Below are 26147 nucleotides of genomic sequence, written 5' to 3'. Positions count from 1 at the left end.
AGGGTATAAGCGGGTAGGCAGGCACAGGCTCTGGTGGAGCTTGTTGTAAAGGGCCCAAGGGTTTCTGGCTAGGTTATCGATTCAAAGATTACGGATGGTACTGAAATGAAGCTGCTTTATAACGTTGAAGACAAACCACCTGTGGGTGCCTCGATCCTCCTTGCCCTGCAGCATATGCTTGCCGCTATGGGGGCAATTATTGCCGTGCCTTTGGTGGTCGGCAGTGCGATTGGTCTGCCGACTGATCAAATGGTGATTCTGGTAAATGCGGCCCTGATGGTATCGGGAGTGGTGACCATTATCCAGTGCAAGGGGGTTGGTCCGGTTGGGATCCGGCTTCCGGTGGTGATGGGAACCAGTTTTACCTTTGTCGCGATTTCCATTTCGATTGGTCTGGACTCGGGGATCTCCGGGGTGTTCGGCGCCTCCTTGATTGGCTCGCTGGTGATGATCATTGGCAGCCGGTTCATGCCACAGATCCGCAAGCTGTTCCCACCCGTGGTGTCAGGTACTGTGGTGGTGCTGATCGGTCTGACCATTTTGCCTGTATCCGTTGACTGGTTTGCCGGCGGGTTTGTCGGCCAGGAGCACTACGGCCAAATCAATAACCTGATGCTGGGGTTACTGGTGCTGGTGGTGGTCATCGTGCTGTCGCAACTTGGCAAAGGCTTGATTTCCGCCGCTGCGATTGTGATCGGGATGATGGTCGGGTACATAGTGGCTATATTTATGGGAGTCGTTGACTTTACTCCTGTACAAGAGGCGAAGTTCTTTTCTTTGCCCGAGCTACTACCTTTCGGCTTGAGCTTTACTGTCAGTGGTGTCATTGGCATGTCAATAGCCTATTTGGTGACCATTATGGAATCTACCGGTGACTTTCTCGCACTGAGTGATGCAACCCACACCAAATTAACCGGGAAGAAGCTGTCTAAAGGGATCTTGTGCGATGGTGTGGGCAGTGCCCTTGCCTCGGTATTCGGTGCAACGCCGTTTTCATCGTTCAGCCAGAACGTCGGTATTGTTTCGATAACCGGTGTCGCCAGCCGCCATGTGGTTGCAGTGACCGGTGTGATCATGCTGATCGCCGGTATGTTCCCGAAATTGGGCGGTATTGTGGTCACTATTCCATCACCGGTACTCGGTGGTGCCGGACTTGTGATGTTCGCCATGATCATCTCGGCCGGTATCGGCATCCTGTCACGTATTAATTTTACCAAACGCAATATGCTTATCATCGCTGTCGGGGTTGCCTCGGGTATGGCGGTGACCGTTCGTCCTGAGATTTTGACTTATATGCCAGATTCACTGCGCGTCATCCTGGGCTCCGGGATCACTACCGGCTCTCTGGTTGCGCTGGGACTGAACATCATGCTTGGTATTAACCGTGCCGATGAAGCGGAGAGTGCGAAAGAGAAACGTGAAGCATTGAAAGAGCAAATCAAAGAATGTGAAGCATGTGAAAAGGCATTGGCCGAGGAAGAGGCGATGCAGTCACGTGAGCAGCAAATTTAAGCCTACAACAGAAAGAATTCGATAAAAGATAGCGCTGGAATAACGGTGACCCTACCACTGTCCAGCACGAAAAGATAAGAGGTAATCATGGAATATACCCAATCAGTGAAAGCAATCAGAGCATCAATATTGGATATTGCCAAGGTTGTCGACAAGCCTGAGGATATAGAGCAGAACATCCGCTTTATTGAAGATGGCTTAATGCTGGTCGACAACGGACGTATTGAATGGGTTGGTGAATGGGAAGAGGGCAAAGATAAAATCCCGCCAACAGTCCGCATTCGTAGCTATCCCGGCAAGATTGTGATGCCCGGCTTCGTCGATACCCATATCCACTATCCGCAGGCCGAAATGGTTGGCGCCTACGGCGAGCAGCTGTTGGAATGGTTGAACAACTACACCTTCCCGACCGAAGCCAGGTATAAAGACAAAGACTACTCCCGCGAAATGTCGACTTTCTTTATCAAGCAGCTGCTGCGCAATGGTACCACCACGGCGTTGGTATTCGGTACGGTTCACCCAGAATCGGTCGATGCGCTGTTCGAAGAGGCTGAGAAGATCAACATGCGGATGATCGCCGGCAAGGTGATGATGGACCGCAATGCGCCGGAATACCTGCTGGATACACCGGAAATTGGTTACAACCAGACCAAAGAATTGATTGAGCGCTGGCATAAGCGCGGGCGTTTGCTCTATGCGATTACCCCACGTTTTGCGCCGACGTCCACGCCAGAGCAACTGGCGATGGCGGGAAGGCTTAAAGAGGAATATCCAGATACGTATGTACACACCCATCTGTGCGAAAACAAGAATGAAATCGCTTGGGTGAAAGAGCTGTACCCGGAGCAGGACGGCTACCTCGATGTCTACCATCATCATGGGCTGACTGGCTCGAAGAGTGTGTTTGCCCACTGTATCCATCTTGAAGACAAGGAGTGGGACTGCCTGCATGATACCGACTCTGCCATCGCGTTCTGCCCCACCTCTAACCTCTACCTCGGCAGTGGTTTGTTCAAGATGCAGGAGGCCTGGAAACGCAAGGTGAAAGTCGGCATGGGAACCGATATCGGTGCCGGTACTACTTTCAATATGCTGCAAACCCTCAACGAAGCCTACAAGGTGATGCAGTTGCAGCAGCACCGCTTGTCGGCCTTCGAAGCGTTTTATCTGGCGACATTGGGCGGGGCGAAATCACTCTCGCTGGATCATTTGATCGGCAACTTCGAGGTAGGCAAAGAGGCCGACTTTGTGGTTATCGACCCATGTTCAACGCCACTGCAGCAATTGCGCTACGACAGCTCGAAAGATCTATCGGAGAAATTGTTCATGCTGATGACCTTGGGTGATGACCGCAGTATCTACCGAACCTACGTTGACGGCCGGTTAGTGTACGAGCGAGGTTAATTTTTACGCAAACGATTTCGGCGGGAAATAAGTTCTTGGCAATGCAGGGTAAGCAAAGCGTATAATCGCCGCCAATTTACCTTGCCCAGCCCCGGTTATTTGCTCTAGGGATGTTCCTTTTTGGACGTTGATGGGTTCTGTTAACTGGGGTTGTGCCGATAAAAGTCAGCAACATTTATAACGTGACGGACCAGTCACAGCCCCAAAAAAGCAATCGATTGCGACGGGGCGGGTTGAGAGGAAGCTCAACGTTTTTCAAGGTGTCCAGGTTGCGCGCCTGGCATCAATTTTTACAAGGAATCACATCATGTCTGAAAATAGTTCGATTCATCATGAATCTACAGTCGTAGCAGAAGACACACCCCGCCAGAGCGGGTTGGATGGGTATTTTAAAATCTCCCAGCGAGGCAGTACGGTAAGGCAGGAAGTGGTCGCCGGTTTGACGACCTTCCTGGCAATGGTTTATTCGGTCATTGTTGTGCCGAGCATGCTCGGTGCCGCTGGGTTCAACCAAGGGGCGGTGTTCATCGCCACCTGTTTGGTTGCCGCGTTTGGTTCACTTTTGATGGGCCTGTGGGCCAACCTGCCTATGGCGATTGGCTGTGCGATTTCACTCACTGCCTTCACCGCATTTAGCTTGGTGCTGGGGCAGGGGATCAGTATTCCGGTTGCACTGGGTGCGGTATTCCTGATGGGGGTGGTGTTTACTGCCATTACCGTGACCGGTGTGCGTCAGTGGATACTTACCAACCTGCCGTTCGGTATTGCCCACGGTACGGGTATCGGTATCGGCCTGTTCTTGTTGCTGATTGCCGCTAACGGTGTTGGCTTGGTGGTACAGAACCCGCATGAAGGCTTGCCTGTTGCGCTGGGTGAGTTCACCTCGCTGCCTGTGATCATGTCTATCGTTGGGTTGGCGGCTATTTTCGGTCTTGAAAAACGCCGTGTACCAGGCGGCATCTTGCTGGTCATCGTTGCAATTTCCATCTTTGGTTTGATTTTCGACCCGAACGTAACCTACCAAGGCTTGTTTGCGATGCCGTCGTTCGGCGCAGAAGGCGAGTCTCTGCTTGGCACCATGGATATCATGGGGGCGCTGAACCCAATCGTGATCCCTAGTGTGTTGGCTCTGGTTATGACCGCGATTTTCGATGCGACCGGTACTATCCGTGCGGTTGCGGGTCAGGCGAACTTGCTAGATAAAGACGGCCAGATTATCGATGGCGGTAAAGCGCTGACATCAGACTCCGTCAGTAGCATCTTTGCTGGTTTTGTCGGCGGTGCGCCAGCTGCTGTTTACATTGAATCAGCAGCGGGTACTGCAGCAGGCGGTAAAACAGGCTTGACAGCAACCGTTGTGGGTGGTCTGTTCTTGCTGCTACTGTTCCTATCGCCAATCAGCTACCTGGTTCCTGCCTACGCGACCGCACCGGCTCTGATGTATGTTGGCCTGCTTATGATGAGCAATGTCAGCAAGCTGGATATGGCCGACTCAGTCGATGCCTTATCTGGCCTGATGTGTGCGGTATTTATCGTCCTAACAGGTAACATCGTAACCGGTATTATGCTTGGCTTTGGTTCTTTGGTGATCGGCCGTGTGATTTCTGGCGAAGCGAAACGCTTGAATGCCGGTACGGTGATCATCGCTATTGTACTGGTCGCTTTCTACGCGGGTGGCTGGGCGATTTAATATCACCAAGTTAATGATTTAGTTATGTAAATCAGCGCCTCTCATTGCAAAATGAGGGGCGTTTTTGTTATCTCACTCGTAAAAGTACCAATCCCATATAACTGACTCAACAGCTGTAATAAAGATCGCTTTTTTACCTTTTATTAATCACCTACCCTGCAACTATCTGTTTGATGATTTGTGAATATTCCATTCTTGATAAGGGGCGCAGCGTCGATGGTGGGAAACAACCGCTTTAATCATTTGGCTAGCACTCTGGGGGGAGCGGTGTCGGTGCTGGCTATTACCTGGGTGATGTTCAACCCCGCCAAAACCGATCTTGAAGGGTTTCAATGGACGCAGGCCTCTAAGCAGAGTGATTGGGCGATAAGCTTGCCCGAGGCTGAAGGCTTCAAGACTGAACGCCTGCTGGAACTGCATGATCTGGTCACGTTGAAGAAAACCAAGAAAGTGCAGTCGTTATTGATTGTGCGCAACGGTCATTTGGTGTTTGAGCAATACTACCCGGTCCAGAGTTCACCCGATGGAACGCCAATGCCGCAGTATTTCCCTCCGGGGGTGGATACTTATCATCAAATGCGCTCGGTGACCAAAACGGTCACTTCGACACTGATTGGCCATTTGCTTTATACCGGTGCTATTGCCGACAAAGACACGCCTTTGTTTGATTATTTCCTTAATGAGGATCTTCAGGATGACGAGAAGAAGCAGTTGATCAGTTTAGGGAACGCTCTGGATTTCAACAGCGGGCTGGATTGGAATGAGTGGGGTGCCTATCCAAGTGATGCGATGGGCATGTGGCTATCACAAGACCCTTACCAATACATTTTTGAAAAAAAGATCGCGCACTCTCCTGGTGAAGTTTTTGCCTACCAAGGTGCGATGAGCGTACTGCTTGGTGGTGTGGTTGAGAAGGTGACGGGCAAGACCTTGAGGCAATATGCCGAGCAGGCGTTGTTCAATCCTTTGGGGATCATCCACTATGACTGGTTTGCCCATGAAGTCACCGGAGATTACTTGGGTTCGTCAGGCTTGTACCTGCGTTCTCGCGATTTGGCTAAGCTGGGTCAGCTATACCTCAATAATGGGGTATGGCAGGGCAAGCGTATATTTTCGGAGCAATGGGCGCAGCAGAGCTTAGTTCCCAAGGGGAAGTTTTGGCCTCACAAAACCATAGAATATGGCCACAATTGGTGGTTTCCCCTTATTACCGTGGATGGCGTCAGACTGACTGTTGCTGGAATGCGGGGCTTTGGCGGTCAGGAAATGTTTATTATTCCGCAGCACAATTTAGTGATTGCCATGACCTCTGGAGCGTTTATTGGCCAAGATGAAGATTTTCCTTTTGAGTTAATGGTTGACTATATCTTACCTGCAATTGGAATAAGCAAGGCAAAATATATATCACAGGTTTAATTTTGATGACAAAGGTGAAGGATAATGAAGGGAATATATATTGTTGTCGTGGTTTGTGTTTTGGCTTTGATGATATTTATTCTGGAAAATAATGATAGACGGCCTCTTAATACAGCCCAGCCTAATACCCCCCCATTTCCAATATCAATGCATTATGACGGTAAATGGGAAGGTGAAAGGCGGGATATCAGCGGTGACAACATTTGTCTTGAAACTCGGGTGGTTGGCACCATAGAGCAGGGGGTGGTTAACTTAAAGCTGATGTATAACAACACCTTGCTGTCAGGGTGGGTGTCCAATGAGGGCAACTTGGCGCTCTATGCCAATAGTCCGCGCTGGGGGTATCGTTTTATGGGGACGGCGAAGAAAGAGCGTATTGATGGTGAGTGGAGAGTAACTAACGCTCCCTGTCACGGTACATGGAATATAAAAAAGGTTGGAGGGTGAAATGTGGTTAGTGTTTTATTGCTCGTAAAGTGATAGATTACTTTTTTAAGTATTTATGTGCTTTTAATTATTTTCCTATGTCGGCAATATGCCGATAAATAAATGCTTCGGTTGTTCGTTATACCTTTCACTCGTCAGACAAAATATCTGGAACAGCTTCACACATTATTTATTTTTCATACTTTCGACTAAATACACTTGGCTCTCAGTCGTTCTGGGGACGTAGTGTTCTTAATAATTTAAATATATAAAATAATAGGAGAAAGTAGCAATGCAATTTCGTAACTTCCTATCTCTCGGTAGTTTGGTCGTCATGCTGCTGGGTACCTCTGTGGTATCTGCCAAAGATTCAGAAAATGAAATTCTAGAGCTCTTTGTGGTGCCATACCACGTTCAGCTCAATGAAGGTGAAACACGTGTAATGTCAGCGAATGCCTTCTACGCCGATGGTACCTATGTACGCGGTGTTGAGGGGGTGGAGTGGCGTAGTAGCAACCCCGAAAGTGTGCCTGTTTCACAGAACGGTACTATTTTTGCCGCCCAAAAGGGCGCAACAAGTATTCATGCCAGCCTCAATGGCCATAAGGCATCCCAGCCAGGTACCGTGCTGGTCGGAGAGGCATCTGTAGATGAGTTACAGATCGAAATCAGCAATACCAATGTCATGGTCGGGCAGACTGTCGCTGTGATGGTTAACGCGACGTTCAGTGACGGTGAGACCGAGGATGTAACAGGAGCGGTGACTTGGGAGCGGGTTACCAATGATGATGCATTCGAAGTTGAGGGTCGAAAGTTAACGGGCCTGAATGAAGGCTATGGCTATCTGATTGCACATTTTGATGGCAGTAAGTCTGATGCGGTGCGAATTGATGTAAACGATGCTGGCTATTTGGATCTGATGATTTTACCTGGCTCAACGACCATGGCAGTGGGGTCGACGATGACACCCACCCTTCGCGCGTTTACATCATCAGGTATGGTTAATATTGATGCATCGGAAGCCAGCTATGAGCTGAGTAAGCAGGGTATTGTCAAGGCGAACTTAAATGGCTCCCTGACGGCTATCGGCAAAGGTCAGGTGGCTGTGTATGCCATTGCGGGCAATATCAAAAGCAGCCAACCGATGGTAATTACTGTCGAGTAATTAATTTAATTCTGGCAGAGGCTCAATGAACTAGCGCCTCTGCCATTAATCACCCAGCGGTACTGGGCGCTTCAGCGACTGGCGAAATTCCTTTTGTTAAAAAGATAATTAAACACTAACTATTTGATTTTATTTATCTAAAACAATTACTATACCTATTCTTGCATATCTTTGGCAGGCGCTGTTTGTACGGTGGCCTGATTGAGCAAGAAGGGAAATAGAGAAAGTTGAGTGGAAGTATAAGGAATGGAAACCCATGTACATAGGTGAAGCAGCAAAAAAGTCTGGGGCCTCGGAGCGGGCAATTCGGCTCTATGAGTCCATGGGGTTACTGGCCGTAGCGAGATCGGGCAACTATCGGGTGTTTTCAGTGGCTGATGTCGAGTTTATCCGTTTGATAAAAGAGGGACAGTCTCTTGGGCTACACCTATCAGAGCTGAAAGTGTTGGTGAATGGTAAGAATGATTTTGATTGGGGCAAAGTGCTGCAGCTACTCGAGCACAAACAACATGAGATTGCCCTCCAGATTAAGACGCTGGAAGCGAAGTCGGTCCGTATTGGTGAGTACCGGCAGTCTATTGCGCAGTGTGACTATTGACTCTGACCTTAGGGGTAGGGTTTAAGATGCCTCCACCATACACAAGGAGGTACTGTGATGAGAAAAGTCTTGGTGATCAATGCGAATCCAAAGCAAACAAGCCTATGTCAGTCTTTGGCTGATCGCTATGCGAAGGTTGCTAGTGAGAAGCATCAGATCCAACAAATCAATATTGCTGATATGTCGTTTGAGATGGACCTTCAGCAAGGTTATGACACCGAGTCTCCGCTGGAAGACGATTTGAAAGCCTTTCAGCAGAAAGTCATGTGGGCAGAGCATATTGTCATCATCAGCCCCGTTTGGTGGGGGACGGTGCCCGCCAAGTTTAAAGGCGCTATTGATAGAGCGTTTCTTCCCGGTTTTGCGTTCAAGTACCAAGAAGGCAAGGCTATACCACAAAAGCTTTTGAGCGGACGGACATCAGAACTGATCGTCACGCTCGACACGCCCCCCTTTTGGTACAAGTACGTTAATGGCAACCCGATCTATAAACAGCTTAAGCATGCTATTTTGAGTTTTACTGGAATAAAAAACCAGCGTTCGACCTATTTGGGGCCGGTGCTGAATGCCAGCGATAAACGCCGTCAGTTATGGTTTGATGTGGTTTCCAAGCGGGCAGCGCAGCTTTAATTGTCCCGTAACCGCTTCATTATGAAATCAGCGACGCTCTGAGGGGTGTTTAAATCCAAATAAGGCAGTGTGCATCCTTCAGGGGCCGGCTCATCGCTGGCAAAGGCAATAATGTTGTGGTCGTGTGGGTGCAAAAGTGGCTTGCCATAGCTCGGGCGATGCACTTCAATTTTGACGATCGGCTGGTCGCGAAACCCCTCAACCAAAATCACATCCAGCTGGCTGTGATCCAGTTGTGAAAGGCATTGCTCAAGTTGCGGCTCTGCCCGCTCAGGCTCTGGGTATTCAAAATAGAGCATGTGCCTTTCCTTGGTTGCAAGTAATGTCTGGTTGCAACCGGCGTGGCGTAGTCGGTAGCTGTCTTTGCCGGGTTTGTCTGGGTCGATATTGTGGTGGCTATGTTTGACTAAACCTATACGTAGTCCCCGCGCTTTCAGTAGGGGAATGAGGTGTTCGAGGAGGGTCGTTTTGCCCGAGCCACTATAGCCGGCAAAGCCGATAACAGGCGTCATATTGAATCTATACAGCTTATAAGTATTTCCCTGAGTGTAATTCAATTTGTGGGGTGTTGACGATGTATATCTCGTAATTTATTGCGCGGATGATAGGGAACGCCGAGGCATTCAATCTTGTATCATTATTGAGCATATTGATTTTTTTCCTCCAACAACATCATGTTTCCGACTACATTTATTGAGTACACCGCAGGTATCTGCTATTACCTTTGCATAGGGTGAACAAATGCCTTAATCGCTTACCATACAGTTTTTTGACAGGAAGTCGTGGTATTGGTGGTAAGTACTCATGATCGCATCAGGGAGAGCGCAATGTGGGCAACATTGGATTTTGAAGCATCCGGTCTATCCGGCCAGTCTTACCCGATTGAGGTGGGATACTCACTACCAGACGGCTCGGCAAACAGTCTGTTAATCAACCCATTAACCGCTGGTGATCCTTGGCAACATTGGGATGAATATGCTGAGCAAGAAATTCACCAAATTTCCCGTCAAGAGCTTCATAACGAAGGGCTGCAGGTTGTTGATGTATGTCATCACCTCAATGCCGTTTTAGGTAAATATGAGCGTGTCTTCTGTGACAGCCAGTGGGATCTGTTCTGGCTCGGCAGGTTATATCACGCTGCTCATATGCGACCTTCGTTTACTTTGACCGAGGTCGGTTTGTGGCTGCTGCAGGAAAATGGCATCGATCGAGCGCATTTCCAGCAAATTATGGCGGAGCTTGGTCCCGTGCAGCATCGCGCCGAGTCAGATGCCAAGCAGATTAGAATGGCAATTTCTCAACTGACAGAGTAAGAGTTTCATTCCGTTATTCCCCATTTCTGATGAGCAATTGATCGGAAGTGGGTATACTGTTTGTTCAAATTATTCTGTGAGTGATCCTCTTGCACACCTCATCATTTTGTCGCTCTTCGGCCAGCAATTTACCCTCCATTATTCGTGCTGCGGTATTTAATGTTTCCATGTCAGCCGCCGCGTCGGGTGAAATTCTCAGACAGCTTGAGCAACCAGATCATGAGCGCTTTTCAAAACTAGCGGCCATTATCCAGCACGTCAACCCGGATGTATTGATGCTTTGTGAATTCGACCATCCAGGCCTTGGCGGTGACGACGGAGCAGTGGCGCGATTTTGCCAACATTACCTGGCATTGTCCCAGCATGGGCAGCCTGCGGTGTCCTATCCCTATCGCTACTGCCCCCCATCAAATACCGGACTGGCGATGGCCAATGATCTCGATGGGGACGGGAAGATCACCTTGCCTAATGATGCCCAAGGGTTTGGTGAACACCATGGTCATTTCAGCTTTGTGATTTTGTCGCGCTATCCCCTGCTCGATGAGGAGATAAAAAGCTGGCAAACCTTGCGGTGGCAGGACTTGCCGGGCCATCAAATGCCCGAAGACTACTACTCAGCCGCCGCCTGTGCCGAGTTGCGCCTATCATCCAAAAACCATGTACTGGTCCCGGTCAATGTCGGTGGCGAGATCCTTCACCTGCTGTGCTGCCATCCAACGCCGCCGGTGTTTGACGGCCACGAAAGACGCAATGCCCGCCGCAACCATGATGAGCTGGCCCTGGTAACCGCGATTATCGAAGACGCCGAGCATTTGGTAGATGACAAGGGGGGGACTGGAGGGCTGCCCTGTGGCAGCCGTTTTGTGGTGCTGGGTGATTTGAATGCCGATATGGCCGATGGTGACGGTATGAAGCGGGCTATCCGCGATCTGTTGTTGCACCCCAAGATCCACCGTAGCGCTTCCTCCGGGCGGATGACACCGAAAAGCCTGGGTGGGCGCTTTCTCCGCCCTTGGCAACCACGTCGCGGGCGGCCAAGTGAATGGACCCATATCTCCGGGCTTCGCCTTGATTATGCCTTGCCGTCGGCCAACCTGGATGTATTGCAGTCCGGGGTGTTCTGGCCCGACAAGAAAGATCCGCTGCGGCATCTAATTACCGATGCTCGCGGTCGCGAGCGTCCGCAGGCGGGCTCCGATCACCGCCTGGTTTGGGTAGATATTGCTCTGAAATAAAGGCGTTATTGCTCCTGTCATGATTGGTTTTATGGTGTTTCCTGGCCTAGGCTTTTGAATAGGCCCAAATCACTTGGACACGAGGATGATTCGACAGGGAGGAGCTCCATGCCTGACTCACTCAAGCCGCTGGGCGGCGAAGGCTTGCGCGGCCAAACGGCCGGTAGCACGGCACTCTGTACGGTTGGCAAGACCGGCACAGGCTTAACTTACCGAGGTTTCGATATCTCTGACTTGGCCAAGCATGCTGAGTTCGAAGAGGTTGCCTACCTGCTTTTGAAAGGAAAATTGCCAACCCGCGCTGAGCTTGCCGCTTACAAAACCAAGCTGGTTTCGTACCGTGGTTTGCCGCTGGCGTTGAAGTTGGTGTTGGAGCAAATTCCTGCTGACACCCATCCGATGGATGTAATGCGCACGGGGTGCTCCATGCTGGGAAACCTCGAGCAGGAGCACGGCTTTACCGAGGAGTACGATAAAGCCGATAGATTGCTTGCGTTGTTGCCAGCTATTATCTGCTACTGGTATCGCTACAGTCACCACGGGGTGAAGATAGAAACCTATTGCGATCAAGACAGTATTGCTGGCTACTTCTTGAAAATGCTCACGGGCGAGACGCCGTCAGACTTGCATAAGCAGGTAATGCATTGTTCATTGATTCTGTATGCCGAGCATGAATTCAATGCCTCGACGTTTGCTGCCCGGGTCTGTGCCTCGACCCTGTCTGATATCCACTCGTGTGTCTGTGCGGCGATCGGTACCTTGAGAGGGCCTTTGCATGGCGGCGCCAATGAGGCTGCTATGGATATGATTGAGCAATGGCAGACACCAGATGAAGCGGAATCAGGCATCATGGCAATGCTGGAGAAAAAAGAGAAGATCATGGGGTTTGGCCATGCCATTTATCGCGAGTCCGACCCTCGCAATGCGCTGATCAAAGCATGGTCAGAACAGTTGGCTAAAGATGCCAATGATCCTGTTCTTTATGATATTTCGGTCAGGGTCGAAGCGGTGATGAAGCGAGAGAAGAATTTGTTCTGTAACGCCGATTTTTTCCATGCGTCGGCGTATCACTTCATGGGAATACCAACCAAATTGTTCACGCCTATTTTTGTTATGAGCAGGGTGACTGGGTGGGCAGCCCACGTGTTCGAACAGCGGGATCATAACCGTATTATCCGTCCGAGTGCTGACTATATCGGCCCAGAGCACCAAGAATGGATACCGATAGATGAACGCCATTAGCCGGCTTCGTGACCATGGCGGCGTCTGGCAGACCTTGCCTCAGGGCAGGGTGTATTGGCAACCGCACTTTCTAGAGCGCAGCGTGGCTGAGCAATGCTTTGAACAACTCAACCAGGAGCTGGATTGGCAGCAGCAGAAAATCAGGATGTTTGGCCGGGAAGTGCTGCAACCGCGGTTGCAGGCTTGGTGCGGTGATGCGGTATATACCTATTCGGGCCTGACCATGCAGCCTGATCCCTGGAGTCCGACCTTGCAGGCTATCCGCCAGCAACTAATGTCGCTGCTGGATGTTAAATTCAATTCGGTATTGGCGAACCAGTACCGCAATGGCCACGATTATATGGGCTGGCATCAGGATAATGAGCCAGAACTGGGGGCGGAGCCTGTCATCGCCTCCGTCAGCCTTGGTGCCTCCAGGCGTTTTGTCTTGCGCCACCGGCAAACCAAGGAAAAAAGAGAGTACCTGCTTACCAGTGGTTCGCTGCTGGTGATGGCGGGAGAGTTGCAGCGTTTTTGGCAGCACACGGTACCGAAAACACGGCGGCCGACGGCTGCGCGCATTAACCTAACCTTTCGGGAGATCATGAGCTAAAGCCTGCCCGCGGCATGTGGCCAATTACTTTTTGCTATTGTTATGGTGATCACAGCTGCGAGCATTAATTTACACCTTTCTGACGTTAAGGCTCCAATGCTTTGCTAGCGTGCTGGATATAAATATTTTTCGCAATGGGCAGGGAGTCTTCAATGGGATGGGGTAGCAGTAGATTACACAGGGCAGCCGCCTTTACGCTGATAGCTGGGGCGATGGCCACATCGCCAGTGATATGGGCTGATGTTCACTCCCTGGCCGAGCATGGGCCGACTGCTCGTGCTGACGGCTCCAATGCCGTTTCCAACGACGGGCAAGTGAGCTACCAGCAAGATGCGGAGCGAATTCGCCAAACCTACGAAAGCCAGCTCTTTACCCTTCCTGCCTTTAAAATGGGCCATTATGGCCTGCGGATGTATCGCCAGACGCAAGATCCCAAATACCAAGCTGCGATATGGTCTGACATGGCGCGTGTGGCCAGTCGGTTGAATTACTTCGCTACCGAAGTGCACACCCCTGAACAAATTACCGCCTATTCAGTTAAACGCCTCGCTCGCTATGATCACAAACAAGATGTTCGCAGCGACTTGCGATACGAAGCGACAAAAGACAAACCGGAATATTTTTACCTCGGGGTTGATCTGTTGGGTTCGATGGCCAGAGCCAATGAATATGGTCTTAAGCATCGTGAAGATGTAAAGCTGCGCGAAGTGATCCGCCGCTATGACTTCAAACAGTATGCGACGGATCCTGAAATGATAAGGGCGTGGGCTGCTCAATTGGCTAACCAGGTGTATTGGCTGCGCCAGTTAGGGGAGCAGGATGTGATTGATGACTTTATTGCAGCCTTCAAAGAAACCTACCCCGACAGCCAAGATAACAAGCTTAGTGATCAACAGTTCATGAATAAGGTTTACGGCCTAACTCATATCGTTTTTGCCGCAACAGAGTATTATCAGCATCCGATAAAAGAGTCTGACTATCAATGGATCTATGATTATTACCGAGCCAATATCGATACCATCCTTGAACGTTCGAAAGAGGATGTGATCGCCGAGGTTGGGATCAATTTCCTGTTGGCCGGGTTGGAAGACGACCCCGTGGTTGAAAAGACCCGCAGGACAATACAGCGTGCTTTGAACCGCCAAGCGGGTATAGTCCCGGCGGTAAACGGTAGTACGGATTTACTCGATGGCGAACACCGTAATGTGCTCGCGATAATGCTACTGGATTGGCAAGGAACCCATGCTGTCCCAACGATTCAGAAACAGCCGGAGATCTTCACCGGCAAACCCTATGGCTTGATTACCAAGTAATACCTAGCGAATTAAAACGAATTCGATATACAACGCCCCTCAAAAGGGGCGTTGTTAATTGGGGCGGAAGTGACAATCTCTCATCGCTATTAACCAATAGCCTAGTAGTAATACTTACCACTGATACTATTGACTTTGAACACCTGCACTTTCATCGATGGAGACCAGTAAACGCTGTTCCAGCCGGCTTTTAATTTCAGTTGGCGGATGAAGTCTTTGGGATTTGGCAGTTGCTCCCAAACTTGTGGCAAGAACAAAGCTTGGCGATGATTATCCGACAGGATAACGCCGACTTTGTTATTGTCCAGATAGTCAACGAGTGCTTGCTCAGAGTCGACAGCGAGATCTTCTGGTTGGGAAAGAACCGAGACTTCCACCATCAAGTCATCAAGTTGTTCTTCGACCAGCGGCATAAATCGGCGGTCTTGATAGGCACTTGCTCGGGCTTTGTTGTGTACTTCCATTACCAGTGGAGAGTGTGCGACAGTGGTGCCCAGGCACCCTTGAAGCTGACCATTTACGGTAAGGGTAACAAAGCAGGCTCCGGGCTGAAGTAGTTTCTTGCTATATAAATCAAGCTGTGGAGGCTGGGGAAGATCATCAGAGAAGTGGCCACGAATGGCATCACGAGCCACATCCAAAAGTTGGGTTAGCTCACCTTTATTGAGGTTCTGAAACGAGATAGCTGACATATCCTACGACTCTCTCCTTATCTCCGGCGTCAGTGTCGCCAGAGTTTATTAGTGTTTTACGAGTAAGTGTGTATCCCCTTTGTTTGGCTAGCAATAGCAATGTATTAATGCCTGTTGAACCACAAGCTTGCTCAGGAGCGAGAGTTGGCTCGTAGTTGTCAATCATCTTGCAGGTCTGGCTGTCAATACGCTGGGCTTCCGCATAGGAGTGGAAGTGACTCAAATCACTACTGACAACGAGTAGACAATCGTCACCTTGCCAAAGGGTATCAATGAGCTTGGCGACTTTCGTTGGGCTTACATTACTGGTTAAGAGCGGTAACAGGGTGAAGTCATGTAAACATGACTGCAGGAAAGGCAATTGCACTTCGAGGCAGTGCTCTAGGGCATGAACCTGATCCGATACTTCAATATCTTCTATTTCCTTCAGTTTTTCAACCAATTGTGTGTCGATTTTGACTTGACCTAACGGTGTTTCAAAATAATCCGCCGCGGGTATGGCGCAGCCTTGGAAATAGTAGCGATGGCTGGGGCCAATAAGGATCACCCGGCGGATACGTTCGGCTTCTGGTAGCAGGTAACGGTAGGCTTCTGCGGCGACGCTGCCCGAAAACATATACCCGGCGTGGGGCACTATAATGGCTCGGATCGGGGTTGCATGTTGGCAAACCTTAAGCCATTTATCCATTTGTGTTTTCAGGGTAGCCGCAGAGCGGGAATAGAACTGGCCTGCAACGGCTGGTGGACGTGTGTTCATAGGCTACCTACCAGTATACAGTCTAAAGATCTGGACTAATCTTAAGTATAGGAATAAATACCTGTAAATGATCTCACGGTGTCAGAAATTAGAGCTACATCAATGTGTTCTGTTCAAAATCAATAACCGCTAGGGTGACGACCATGCCTCAACCTCCTGAATTCTATCCAACAAAATACTGGCATCGGCTTGATGACGGTAGGGTGGTGTGCGACCTTTGCCCCCGGCAGTGTCGGTTGCGAGAGGGGAAGCGAGGGGCGTGCTTTGTCAGGCAAGCCCATGAAGGCAAAATCGTGCTGACCAGTTACGGTCGCTCCAGCGGGTTTTGTATCGATCCGATTGAGAAAAAACCGCTCAATCACTTTTACCCGGGGAGTTCGGTGCTGTCATTCGGTACTGCCGGGTGTAACCTTGGCTGTAAGTTCTGCCAGAACTGGAATATCAGCAAGTCCCGCCAGATAGATACCTTGTGTTCCACAGCCATGCCTGATCAACTGGCTTTGGCTGCTCAGCGGTATGGGTGTGACAGTATTGCCTTTACCTATAACGACCCGGTGATCTTCATGGAGTATGCGGTTGATGCCGCACAGGCCTGCCGAGAGCTGGGGATACACAGTGTTGCTGTCAGTGCCGGTTATATCTGCGAAAAGCCACGAGTTGAGTTTTACCGCTACATGGATGCGGCGAATATTGACCTGAAGGCCTTTACGGAGCGCTTTTACCATAAAATATGCAGCGGCCATCTCGCTCCTGTACTCGACACCTTGCTCTACTTGCGCCACGAAACCGATGTGTGGTTTGAAATTACCACCTTGTTGATCCCCGACGAAAACGACAGTCCACAGGAGATAGAGGCGCTGACCTGCTGGGTACATGACAACCTCGGCCCTGATGTACCGGTACACTTCAGTGCGTTTCATCCAGACTTCAAAATGATGGACAAACAGCCTACTCCTCCCGAGACGGTGAAAAAAGCGCGCGAGATAGCAATAGCCAACGGTTTACACTATGCCTATGTAGGGAATATTTTTGATGTCGAAGGAGACAGTACCTATTGCCCGGGCTGTGGCCAGAATGTCCTGACCAGAAACTGGTATCAACTCGGAGACAGCCACCTCACCGATCAGGGAGAGTGTACGTATTGTGGCTATCAACTCGCCGGACGTTTTAAGCTGATCCAGAAAAGCTTTGGCCGGCGCCGCATTCCTGTGCAAATTGCCAGCGAGTGAACTTTGTTGCGGCGTGAGTACTTGTCAGCGGTATCAGCGATGTTTTAGTCTTAGCCACTACATAACACCGGAATGAGAAAGTAAACATGTCTGATATGACGATGGAGCAACTTGCTGGCTACCAGAACTTGGTGATCACCCAGCCAAACTGCCCATATTGTGTAAAAGCAAAGGCTATTTTGGACGAGCGTGGTACTGAGTACACTACCTTGGTCTTGGGGACTGATCTTGCCAAAACAACTATGGTTGATTTTATCGAGCAGCAAACAGGTAATCAGGTACGCACGGTTCCGCAAATCATTCTGGATGGCCAATATATCGGTGGCCACAATGACTTGGTTGCTTTCCTCGAGCGTCAGGTAGAAAACGATGCGTTTGGTGATTTTGAGCTGTAAGCTCAACGGGCATTCTGCTCAATCATTTAGGCAATACAAAGGCAGCGCAGTGGCGCTGCCTTTTTTGATTTGATCTGGGCTAAATATCCGACATTCTTTTCAGGTGCCGTTACAAGGCTCTGGTAAACTGGTATTTCAATTACGTTATATGGATTTTCGGGAATGCTGAATTACCAAGGATTGTTTTTCCTACTGTTGCTAATCATGGCTTGTGCATTGATTATTGGTCATTCGTATCGATACAACCGTAAGGCGACGCCGGCATCGCTGATGATTGTTGCGCTACTGGCGGTGCTCTCCGTAACCAGCTATGCCTTCTTGGGCCATGAACCCCAAAATACCATACGGCGTGCAGAATCCCCTCAACCAGTGCCTGAAGAAATGCTGATGAGTGCTTCTGAGTTGAATCAGAAGCAAATCAAAGAAATACAGGATAAGCTGCGTGAAGACACGCAAAATGGCGAGCTTTGGTATGCGTTGGGTAACGCCTATATGTATAGCAGCGAGTTTGAGAATGCCGGGACTGCATTTCTGTATGCGTTAAGGCTTGCGCCTGAACCGCAGTCGAATATCTACTCGGCAATGGCAACAGCAAGCTATTATCAGGAAAAGCAGCACTTCACGCCGCAAAGTCAGGCTTGGCTGGAACAGGCCTTGGCGTTGGATAAAAATAATATTTCAGCCCTGATGTTGCTGGCCTCTGACTATTTCCTCAATGCCCGCTACCAGAAAGCCATCGATACCTGGCAGCAAGTGCTCGATACCGAGCGGACGGATCTGGACCGGGTTGAGATTATCAATGCAATCAACCGGGCGAAGAGTTTTATCGCGCCGTAAGCGAATGGCGCTCTGGGGTCCATGAATTTCATCCATGGCCCCCTGCAAGGCAGGCATATGATCATAGTAACCGTTGTATCTTGGGCGTCATACCTCGATTACCTGCTGCAGGTTAAGTCGCCAGCTGGTATTTCAAGTTACAAGATCGGCGTGGTATAGAATGTCAGTTTAATATCCGATAATCCGAAATATACCTTAATTCGAAGAAGTGTCCGCTAGCGGATACTTATCAGCCAGAGTTACTCTTATACTACTTACCCTGTTAGGGAACGAGAGCTTTAATTGACAGTGGCCATCACCGGTGCGATAGGGTGGCTATACTTCAATAACAGTAATTAGCGATCAGGTAGTCATGAACAAAAGGGTCAGCAGTCAAGAGCTTAGATGGACGACAGAACTATCCCCTGGCCTTAAACAGGCGTTGATGAAATTAGCCAAACGAAAGCACATTATGGAAAGAGATCTGGACAACTCTAGCCTTGTAAACCAAGGGGTTAACTTTCTAGAACAGGGGACGCTGGCTGTTTGTATTCAAACCCCCAACTTAAAAACAGCAAACTGCATTCTTATCGGTCAAGGTGGGTGGTTTGGTAATTATATTGACCAAGCCTCAACACTGTCGTCATTCGTATTTATTGAGCTGGAGCCTTGCCGCGTTATTAATTTCAGTAATGACAGGTTAAGGGAGGTGAGTTTAACGCATTCTGAAGTGTATAAATGGTTCTATTCGCTTACGTTTGAATCTCGGGATAAGTGGCTGCAGAGTCAGTTAATTAACAGTGAGAGTATGGCGGTGCGGGTGATATATCTGTTGCTAGAGATCCTTGTCCACTTGGAGCGGCGAGGGGCACACAATGAAATTGTCATCTCACAGCAGCAACTGAGTGACATGACCGGCATTGCCAGACAACGCGTGAATGAGGTGATGAAGCAACTTGAACGAGCGCAACTTGTTCAGCTTCACCGCGGCAAGATTAACATCGTAGATCTCCAGCAACTGTCAGAGCAGTTGGATGGGGTTGATCTCAGTATCAGAGATCCTCGTAGGTTTCTCTGACCCTTATTATTTGTACACCCAATTATCAGGCATAGGCTTGAGGGATTCTTTTAACTATAAGAAATGAAAATGCCTTTTATATATTCAATTGAAATTGCAACCGATACCAAAGACGACGTCAACCAAAAGCTTCGAGAAAATAAACTGAAGGGAGAAGTCATTGTTGATGACGGTGGGGCTATTTATATATGTCCTCAACTAAATGATAAGTTTTGGAGTGTTAGTCCTAAGGCTAATCAAGAGACAAGCAAAATTGACAAACAGTGGGATACGGTAATTGAAGAAACTCTTCGATATATGGAAACACATTATTCCACCACTATTTTAGCGAGGAAACCAAGGTGGATATATATCTCTGATCCATTTCGGTGTCCCCAAATGGCGTTGTATACCGACAGCCGAGAGTATTGCTGAGATAAATATGATGAAGAAGACTGACGTAATATATTATTTGCTGGTACTGATTACAGGCTTAATGGTCTCAGGTTGTGGAGGGGGCAGTAGTGGTGCCACTTCAACAGCTGCAATTAGTCACTTTCAGGCCCGGCAAGATATTCACGCTTTTGATTTTGTCTACGGCGGATCAGACTATGCCGTTGTTGATATCATTGCGTCCGGCGGCGAAAACGATGAGCATGGTTTAAGCCAAGGGCATCTCCTGTATGGAACGAGTGAACGCTCGCAGCACCTCTATCAATTTGACCAACGGCATGAGCAAAACCTGACGATTTCCCTGCGTGATAGGAATACACGGCTGATACTACAAGACACACAAATTGCGCTCAGGAGTGACACGCCTTATTGGGTCTTTGCCTTTGGGAATACCCTGACTGACCGCTATTCGTTGTATGCGGTGGAGAGACCAAGTACTGTTAGGGCGAACAATAATGTCCCGCTGTTTGTTATCGATGCGTCATCACCCAACTCGCGTTTACGGTCGGATGTATACCTAAATGGACATGCCATTATCGAAGGGCTTTCAAGTCAAACATTATCGCCGCCACTTTCTTTGCCTAGTGACGTTGCCAGTTTTTCCATCGAACTGCGAAGTACGGATGAGACCTCCCAGCGCTGTATTGATATTGAGCCTAACCACCAGGACAAAGAGCACCAGATGCAATGGAACGATAGCGCATGGATACTGGTTTTCACACCAGATAATCACTGTTATCTTCAGCCTGTTTTTTGGGAGTAGCGGTCCGGCCCTAGCTTATCTCGCACGCCGCATAATCAGTGTAGCCATGGTGATCGCCGCCAAATAGCGTGGCGCCATCGAGGTTTGACAGCGGCTGGTGGTTTTTCAGGCGTGATACCAAGTCTGGGTTGGCGACAAACGGCCGGCCAAATGCGACAAGATCGGCATAGCCCTTATCCAGCACCGCCTCGGCACGCGCCTGCGTGTAACTGCCCGCAACAATAATGGTATTGGTGAAGCGTTCGCGCAGTTCAATACGGAAGCTTTCCGGGATCACCGGTGCATCATCCCAGTCGGCTTCTGATAAGTGCAGGTATGCAATATCACGAGCTTGAAGTTGCTTTGATGCCTCAAGGATGGTTGGCACAATATCGGGGCAATTCATATCCTTGAAGGTAATGAAAGGTGCGAGTCGGACGCCAACTTTGTCTGCACCTATCTCTGTACATACCGCCTCAACAACTTCCAGTAAAAAGCGAAGTCGGTTTTCGCGGCTGCCACCATAGTTGTCGCTGCGGTGGTTGGAGTTGGTGCGCAGGAACTGGTCGATGAGATATCCGTTGCCACCATGAATTTCAACCCCATCAAAGCCAGCTTCGATGGCTCGTTTGGCCGAGTAGGCGAAGTCCTGGATCACTCTATCGATATCGGCTTGAGTCATGGCTCGAGGCTCAGCGCAGTCAACCATGTTGCCCTTGCCTTGCTCATCGGCGATCCAAACTTTTGTATCGACTGGGGCTAATGCTGAGGGGGCTATCGGCAGCTCGCCGTTGTGGAATGTCGGATGGGAGACACGCCCCACATGCCATAGTTGGCAAAACATTGCCGCCCCTTGTGCCTTAACGGCTCGGGTAACGGGTTTCCAACCGGCTACTTGCTCATCGGTGTAGACGCCCGGCGTGAAAGAGTAGCCTTGTGCGTCATCAGATATTTGCGTGGCCTCTGAGATGATCAATCCTGCACTTGCACGTTGTTGATAGTAAGTCGCCATCATTGGGTTAGGAATATTACCCGGCTGACTGGTGCGCGCGCGTGTCATTGGCGCCATGACCACATGGTTTTGCAGGGCAAGGTGTTTTAGCTGAGTGTGTTCGAATAGCTTGCTCATAATGGCCTCTTTACTTCAGTAGCTTTACGTTGCTTTTCTTGCTGGCAGATACCATCCATTCTTTGACGGCGTGATCCCACTGGAGCTCCGCTGCGCTGAAAAAGCCTCTGAGAATGGAGAACATGATGGCTTTGTCGACTAAGGTCATAGGCTGCTTCGACATCAAATTGAGCACTTTGCTGGCTTGCTGGATTAAAGATTCTACTTCTCTGGCGATAGCCGGAGTCTCACGAAGCAGGGTGTCAAAGTCCAATGCTTCGGTCTCTTTTTTGTTTCGCCAGGCCTGCTTGGCTGAGTCAGAGCTAAACTCGGGAAGGTTCATGCTTGACCAGCGCGGGTAGCCTACTTTTTGAAGCGGCAGGAAAGCGCTACGTTGCCAGTCCAGCACCTTCTGAGAAGGTAGGTGTGTCTCGGTTGAATCGGCCAGTGTCAAGAAGTACTCGATAATTTCGAGGCTTTCAGCCATGGCTTGGCCATTGTCTTTGACTAATACAGGAACTTGTTTAGTACCAATGATGTCGGCGGTGGTCGTATCATCGTCATAGTCGAGGTTGATGATATCCAATGAGATATTGAGCATACCGGCAACATAGCGAACACGAGCGCTGAAAGGGCAATGTTCAAAAATATAAAGTTTCATACTGTATCCTGATGGTCTGTTAGATTAATAATTTGAATTCAGTGAGTGAAGGCGGGGGTAACCGTGGGTTGAGAGCGTTCGCGGCGATTGGCTTTGGCGATTAGCCACAAACCGACAACCGGGACCACAACCGCGGCATAGGGGATCATGCTTGCCCCCATTGGGCTATCGAGCACCATGCCACCCAAGAACCCGCCGAATGCGTTGGCCAAATTGAAAGCAGAAATGTTTGCCGTTGCGGCTAATTCCTGGCCCTCACCGCCATGGTTCATCACTCGCAACTGCATCGCAGGTACATTGGCAAAAGAAGCGATACCAAACACAAAGGCCGCAGCGATAAACATGATTTTGCTTTCGACAGCGAGTCCGACCGCTACCAGAGATACAATCATGGCGATGGCCCAGAACATGGATGCTCGGTGTAAATTCTTATCGGAGGAGCGCCCGCCGATGGTGTTACCAATGATCAGACCGAGTCCGACGATAACCAAAATCCAAGTAACCGTGCCTTCGGCAAACCCGGTGATATGCATCGCGATTGGCGCCAAGTAGCCATAAAGTGTCATGAAACCGGACCAAGCAAAGACAGTGATGGCAAGGCTGAGCAGCAGCATGGGATTTTTGAACGCCAGCAACTGTTCTTTGACATCTTTGGCTTCGCCGTGACCTGCGGGCCTAATGACAGCAGTAATAAAGAACAGTGCCATCAGGCCAAAGGCGGCAACGGTTAAGAACGTGGTGTGCCAGCCAAACTGCAAGCCAATCCAAGTACCGCCAGGCACGCCCAAAACATTAGCCAGAGTAAGGCCTGCGAACATTTGGCCTACCGCTCGACCTGCCATTTTTTCTGACACTAGATTGGTCGCCACTACAGCACCAATGCCGTAGAAAGGTCCTTGCACCAAGCCGGTTATTACGCGACTGGCTATGAGCACGATATAGTTCGGTGCAAACGCAGACAGTAGATTACCGACGATGAAGAGCACCATCAGGCCGGCCAATACGGTTTTTTTGTTGAACCGGGCCAGGTAGATGGTCAGTAGCGGGCCGCCGACCACGATTGCCAATGCATAGGCACTGATTAGGTAGCCAGCTTGGCCTTCGGTAATCAAAAGGGAGTGAGCGACTTGTGGCAGAATACCTGCGATAACAAATTCTGCGGTGCCAATCGCAAAGGCTGCGAGCGTCAAGACCCATACCTGCAGCGGCATCTTTTGTTTATTCATGTGAAATCTCTATGATTTTTTTTGAGTGTTAGGTGCCAAGGTTGTCTGAAAAGTCGTTGTTTTGGCGGCGTTTAGTTGAGCAGTGCTCCTCCCTCAACGTCGATGACTGCACCGGTCATATAGCTGTTGTGCATCAACAGTTCATAAGCCATCGCGATATCGGTGGGTTGACCGACCTTACCTACCGGCAGGTTACTCTGGCTATGCTGATACATGGCATTCCTGTCTTCTTCGCTCATCCCTTTATGGGCCTCTGTTTGGGTTAGGCCGGGGCTGACGGCATTGACCCGAATTGGCGCAAGCTCTTTAGCCAGCACTTTAGTGATGGCTTCCAAGGCTGCATTGATGGCGGTCTTGACATACGTACCGGCGACGACTTTGCGTGACAGCATGCCCGTGGTCAGGGTGATGGATCCCCCTTGCTTGATATAGCGGGCGGCATGTTTGACGGTGCGGACCGTCCCCCAAAATTTGGTATCGAAGGCCGCCTTGGCTGCTGCAGTGTCGATATCAGTGACTTTCCCTGCTGGGGCAAAAGAACCTGCGGTGATAACAAGGTGGTCAATCGCGCCGATAGATTCGAAATAGCGGTATACAGATTGCTCATCATTGATGTCTAACCCCGTCTTTCGACTGGCAACATGGATCACTGTGTTGTCGCTTTTCAGTTGGTTGGCAAGCTCGGCACCAATTCCTGATGTGCCCCCGATAATCACGTACACGGTTTTCTCTGTATTCATGGTGACTGTCTCTTAGTTTGTTTCGATGGGGCTAGTATATGAATTCAATATAAATTGATAATTAGCTATAATTCGAATTCATTATTCGGTTTATATGAATAGTGATGGGCGGGGGTAACAGGAAGGAAGCAGAGAGTGGACAAGTTTGCGGATATGGCGTTGTTTGTAAGCATCGTTAAAAATCAAGGTCTTGCAGCGGCGGGACGGGAGTTGGGGTTGTCGCCAGCGACAGTAACGGCAAGGTTACAGGCGCTGGAAGATCGCTATGGCGTTAAGCTGCTAAACCGCAGTACACGCCATCTTTCGCTGACGGATTCAGGTGCTATGTACCACTTGGCTTGTCTTGAGATCCTCGATAGTGTGAGGGAAACGGAAAACCTCCTGCAAACCGGGGTGAAAGAAGTGCGTGGCACCTTGAAAATTTCTGCGCCGCGGGATATCGGCAAGCAGTACATTTCAGCTCTTGTGTCAGACTTTGCCGAGCGATATCCCGATGTCACCCCATACCTCTACTTGAACGATAACTTGTCGAATCTCGCTGAGTCCGGGCTGGATATTGTGATTCGCTACGGCGAGCTTGCCGATAGTAGCCTGATCTCGCGCAAGCTGGCATCTAGCCGACGGGTGCTGTGTGCATCGCCAGGGTATTTAGCCAAGAAGGGAACGCCCATCACGCCGCAGGATCTGGCTCGCCATGACTGTTTAGCCATGGTGCGCAACAACGAAGAGTTGAAAACCTGGCACTTCGAGGACCATGAAAAGCACAATACTGTGACTGTGGTACCCAAGCGTTTCTCCGATGACGGTGAAGTCATTCGCCAGTGGGCCTTGGACGGGGCTGGTATTGCACTGAAATCCATGCTGGATGTACAAGAAGATATTAAGCAGCAGCGCTTAATGACAGTGCTAAATGGGTACATGAAGAACTTCAACGCGTCCACTTCAGCGGCAGGCGCTGATTTGAACGTTATTTATATGAGCAGGCAGTATCAGCCGAAGCGGATTCGCTTGTTCTTGGATTTCTTGATTGAGCGGTTTGAGTTGTTGGCCGAGAAATAACAACGCCCCGCTAAAGCGGGGCGTTGTCCATTATCCGGAGAAGGGGAAAATTTACGGGGCCTGGTTCGCTTAGCGATCGTTGGCTTCATCCCCTCGAGTGTCGCACGGGCTGGCTTACACCAGAATCCGGCCCGTGCGGTTTAAAGGGTTACATGGCGACCAGTTTCATTGTGGTGATGCAGGTGCGACTGTCCCCTTTGGTGCTAAGTACTTCTGATGCCATCAAGTTACCTTTGTGGAACATAAACTGATATTCGCCGTCTCGTGGCATCCAGATATCGATGAAACCATCTTTTTGCGTAGTGACCATCTCATTCTTCACGACTTTACCTGTTGTCATATCTTTGATCATCAGGTGCAGCTCTTCTTCCACCAGTTCGCCCTGGCACCCTGTCGGTACATGGTAAGTACAAGGGTGGGTGTAGTTGATATACGGCGCGACTGACAGCAGGAACTCCTCGGTCAGCGGAATGGCCGCTTCCTCGCCAGAAGGCAGTGTGGCTTCGAGGCTGTCAGGCATCACCTTAACGGTTGCCTCACCGGTACGATGCCACTGGTGAGAGTGTTTTAACGCCTGCTGCGGGCTAAGAGCGCTGAACTCTTCTGCCGTCATTGCTGATGTGCCAAACGAAGCCATTAGGGCGACTACAGGTGCGATTTTGTTGAAGTATTTCAT

27 protein-coding genes are annotated in these 26147 nt (G+C 49.8%); 19 read left to right on the top strand and 8 right to left on the bottom strand.

What is annotated here, in order from left to right; genetic code table 11:
* Window positions 1–105 precede the first annotated feature (105 nt).
* From PTW35_RS11485 to PTW35_RS11450, 8 genes are all read left to right on the top strand, one after another.
* A complete protein-coding gene (locus PTW35_RS11485) occupies window positions 106–1512 on the top strand; it encodes a nucleobase:cation symporter-2 family protein (protein ID WP_044623693.1) in 1407 nt (468 codons plus the stop codon).
* A gap of 87 nt (window positions 1513–1599) precedes the next feature.
* Window positions 1600–2916, top strand: coding sequence for a guanine deaminase (guaD, locus tag PTW35_RS11480; protein WP_044623692.1), 1317 nt, complete (start codon window positions 1600–1602; stop codon window positions 2914–2916).
* 307 nt (window positions 2917–3223) lie between these two features.
* Window positions 3224–4606, top strand: a complete 1383-nt coding sequence (locus tag PTW35_RS11475; protein WP_044623691.1) for an NCS2 family permease — start codon at window positions 3224–3226, stop codon at window positions 4604–4606.
* Window positions 4607–4822: 216 nt separating this feature from the next.
* On the top strand, window positions 4823–6022 hold the full coding sequence (locus tag PTW35_RS11470; protein WP_281025100.1) for a serine hydrolase: 1200 nt from the start codon (window positions 4823–4825) through the stop codon (window positions 6020–6022).
* A gap of 24 nt (window positions 6023–6046) precedes the next feature.
* Window positions 6047–6469 (top strand): hypothetical protein, encoded by a 423-nt coding sequence (locus tag PTW35_RS11465; RefSeq protein ID WP_281025099.1) that lies wholly within the window; start codon window positions 6047–6049, stop codon window positions 6467–6469.
* 271 nt (window positions 6470–6740) lie between these two features.
* Window positions 6741–7613 (top strand): Ig-like domain-containing protein, encoded by an 873-nt coding sequence (locus PTW35_RS11460; protein WP_281025098.1) that lies wholly within the window; start codon window positions 6741–6743, stop codon window positions 7611–7613.
* A gap of 256 nt (window positions 7614–7869) precedes the next feature.
* Entirely contained in the window at window positions 7870–8211 is a 342-nt protein-coding gene (locus tag PTW35_RS11455; protein ID WP_281025097.1) for a MerR family transcriptional regulator, read from the top strand.
* Window positions 8212–8268: 57 nt separating this feature from the next.
* Window positions 8269–8841 carry an NAD(P)H-dependent oxidoreductase gene (locus PTW35_RS11450; protein ID WP_281027491.1) on the top strand — a complete coding sequence of 191 codons (573 nt, stop codon included), beginning with the start codon at window positions 8269–8271 and terminating at the stop codon, window positions 8839–8841.
* Here PTW35_RS11450 and mobB read toward each other — a convergent pair.
* Window positions 8838–9353, bottom strand: coding sequence for a molybdopterin-guanine dinucleotide biosynthesis protein B (gene mobB, locus PTW35_RS11445; RefSeq protein WP_281025096.1), 516 nt, complete (start codon window positions 9351–9353; stop codon window positions 8838–8840). The genes PTW35_RS11450 and mobB overlap by 4 nt on opposite strands.
* 315 nt (window positions 9354–9668) lie before the next feature.
* Here mobB and PTW35_RS11440 point away from each other — a divergent pair, with 315 nt between their 5' ends.
* The 5 genes from PTW35_RS11440 (at window position 9669) to PTW35_RS11420 (ending at window position 14536) form a co-directional block, all read left to right on the top strand.
* Entirely contained in the window at window positions 9669–10154 is a 486-nt protein-coding gene (locus PTW35_RS11440; protein ID WP_281025095.1) for a hypothetical protein, read from the top strand.
* Between the two features lie 89 nt (window positions 10155–10243).
* The gene (locus PTW35_RS11435; RefSeq protein WP_348637722.1) at window positions 10244–11389 is read left to right on the top strand and encodes an endonuclease/exonuclease/phosphatase family protein; all 1146 of its coding nucleotides are present in this window, start codon (window positions 10244–10246) and stop codon (window positions 11387–11389) included.
* A 108-nt stretch (window positions 11390–11497) separates the two neighbouring features.
* Window positions 11498–12631 (top strand): 2-methylcitrate synthase, encoded by a 1134-nt coding sequence (prpC, locus tag PTW35_RS11430; RefSeq protein ID WP_281025094.1) that lies wholly within the window; start codon window positions 11498–11500, stop codon window positions 12629–12631.
* Window positions 12618–13223, top strand: coding sequence for an alpha-ketoglutarate-dependent dioxygenase AlkB (locus PTW35_RS11425; RefSeq protein WP_281025093.1), 606 nt, complete (start codon window positions 12618–12620; stop codon window positions 13221–13223). Before prpC ends, PTW35_RS11425 begins: the two co-directional genes overlap by 14 nt.
* Window positions 13224–13375: 152 nt before the next feature.
* Window positions 13376–14536, top strand: coding sequence for a DUF3541 domain-containing protein (locus PTW35_RS11420; protein ID WP_281025092.1), 1161 nt, complete (start codon window positions 13376–13378; stop codon window positions 14534–14536).
* 101 nt (window positions 14537–14637) lie between these two features.
* Here the strand turns inward: PTW35_RS11420 and amrA are convergent, their stop codons facing one another.
* Complete coding sequence (gene amrA / locus PTW35_RS11415; RefSeq protein WP_281025091.1) at window positions 14638–15228, bottom strand: AmmeMemoRadiSam system protein A; 591 nt, start codon at window positions 15226–15228, stop codon at window positions 14638–14640.
* The gene (amrB, locus tag PTW35_RS11410; RefSeq protein WP_281025090.1) at window positions 15197–15985 is read right to left on the bottom strand and encodes an AmmeMemoRadiSam system protein B; all 789 of its coding nucleotides are present in this window, start codon (window positions 15983–15985) and stop codon (window positions 15197–15199) included. Before amrB ends, amrA begins: the two co-directional genes overlap by 32 nt.
* 143 nt (window positions 15986–16128) lie before the next feature.
* On the opposite strand from amrB, the gene amrS reads away from it, so the two are divergent.
* The 5 genes from amrS to PTW35_RS11385 all read left to right on the top strand — a co-directional run bounded on the left by amrS (window position 16129) and on the right by PTW35_RS11385 (window position 20698).
* The gene (gene amrS, locus PTW35_RS11405; RefSeq protein ID WP_281025089.1) at window positions 16129–17214 is read left to right on the top strand and encodes an AmmeMemoRadiSam system radical SAM enzyme; all 1086 of its coding nucleotides are present in this window, start codon (window positions 16129–16131) and stop codon (window positions 17212–17214) included.
* Window positions 17215–17300: 86 nt separating this feature from the next.
* Complete coding sequence (locus PTW35_RS11400; protein WP_281025088.1) at window positions 17301–17609, top strand: glutaredoxin domain-containing protein; 309 nt, start codon at window positions 17301–17303, stop codon at window positions 17607–17609.
* Between the two features lie 162 nt (window positions 17610–17771).
* Window positions 17772–18446, top strand: coding sequence for a tetratricopeptide repeat protein (locus PTW35_RS11395; protein ID WP_281025087.1), 675 nt, complete (start codon window positions 17772–17774; stop codon window positions 18444–18446).
* Window positions 18447–18870: 424 nt separating this feature from the next.
* Complete coding sequence (locus PTW35_RS11390; protein WP_281025086.1) at window positions 18871–19503, top strand: helix-turn-helix domain-containing protein; 633 nt, start codon at window positions 18871–18873, stop codon at window positions 19501–19503.
* A gap of 421 nt (window positions 19504–19924) precedes the next feature.
* A complete protein-coding gene (locus tag PTW35_RS11385; protein ID WP_281025085.1) occupies window positions 19925–20698 on the top strand; it encodes a hypothetical protein in 774 nt (257 codons plus the stop codon).
* 10 nt (window positions 20699–20708) lie between these two features.
* Here the strand turns inward: PTW35_RS11385 and PTW35_RS11380 are convergent, their stop codons facing one another.
* The 4 genes from PTW35_RS11380 to PTW35_RS11365 form a co-directional block, all read right to left on the bottom strand.
* A complete protein-coding gene (locus PTW35_RS11380) occupies window positions 20709–21806 on the bottom strand; it encodes an alkene reductase (RefSeq protein ID WP_281025084.1) in 1098 nt (365 codons plus the stop codon).
* Between the two features lie 10 nt (window positions 21807–21816).
* Window positions 21817–22446, bottom strand: coding sequence for a GrxB family glutaredoxin (locus PTW35_RS11375; RefSeq protein ID WP_281025083.1), 630 nt, complete (start codon window positions 22444–22446; stop codon window positions 21817–21819).
* Window positions 22447–22484: 38 nt separating this feature from the next.
* Complete coding sequence (locus PTW35_RS11370; protein ID WP_281025082.1) at window positions 22485–23672, bottom strand: MFS transporter; 1188 nt, start codon at window positions 23670–23672, stop codon at window positions 22485–22487.
* A gap of 71 nt (window positions 23673–23743) precedes the next feature.
* Window positions 23744–24412 (bottom strand): SDR family oxidoreductase, encoded by a 669-nt coding sequence (locus PTW35_RS11365; protein ID WP_281025081.1) that lies wholly within the window; start codon window positions 24410–24412, stop codon window positions 23744–23746.
* A gap of 135 nt (window positions 24413–24547) precedes the next feature.
* Between PTW35_RS11365 and PTW35_RS11360 the strand changes: the two genes are divergently transcribed.
* Window positions 24548–25471, top strand: coding sequence for a LysR family transcriptional regulator (locus PTW35_RS11360; RefSeq protein ID WP_044623672.1), 924 nt, complete (start codon window positions 24548–24550; stop codon window positions 25469–25471).
* A 148-nt stretch (window positions 25472–25619) separates the two neighbouring features.
* Here PTW35_RS11360 and PTW35_RS11355 read toward each other — a convergent pair whose 3' ends face one another.
* Window positions 25620–26147, bottom strand: coding sequence for a CueP family metal-binding protein (locus tag PTW35_RS11355; protein WP_281025080.1), 528 nt, complete (start codon window positions 26145–26147; stop codon window positions 25620–25622).

Source organism: Photobacterium sp. DA100 (assembly GCF_029223585.1).
Lineage (GTDB): Bacteria > Pseudomonadota > Gammaproteobacteria > Enterobacterales > Vibrionaceae > Photobacterium.
Note: the sequence above shows the minus strand (reverse complement) of the source record. Positions and strands in the feature narration are given on the sequence as shown.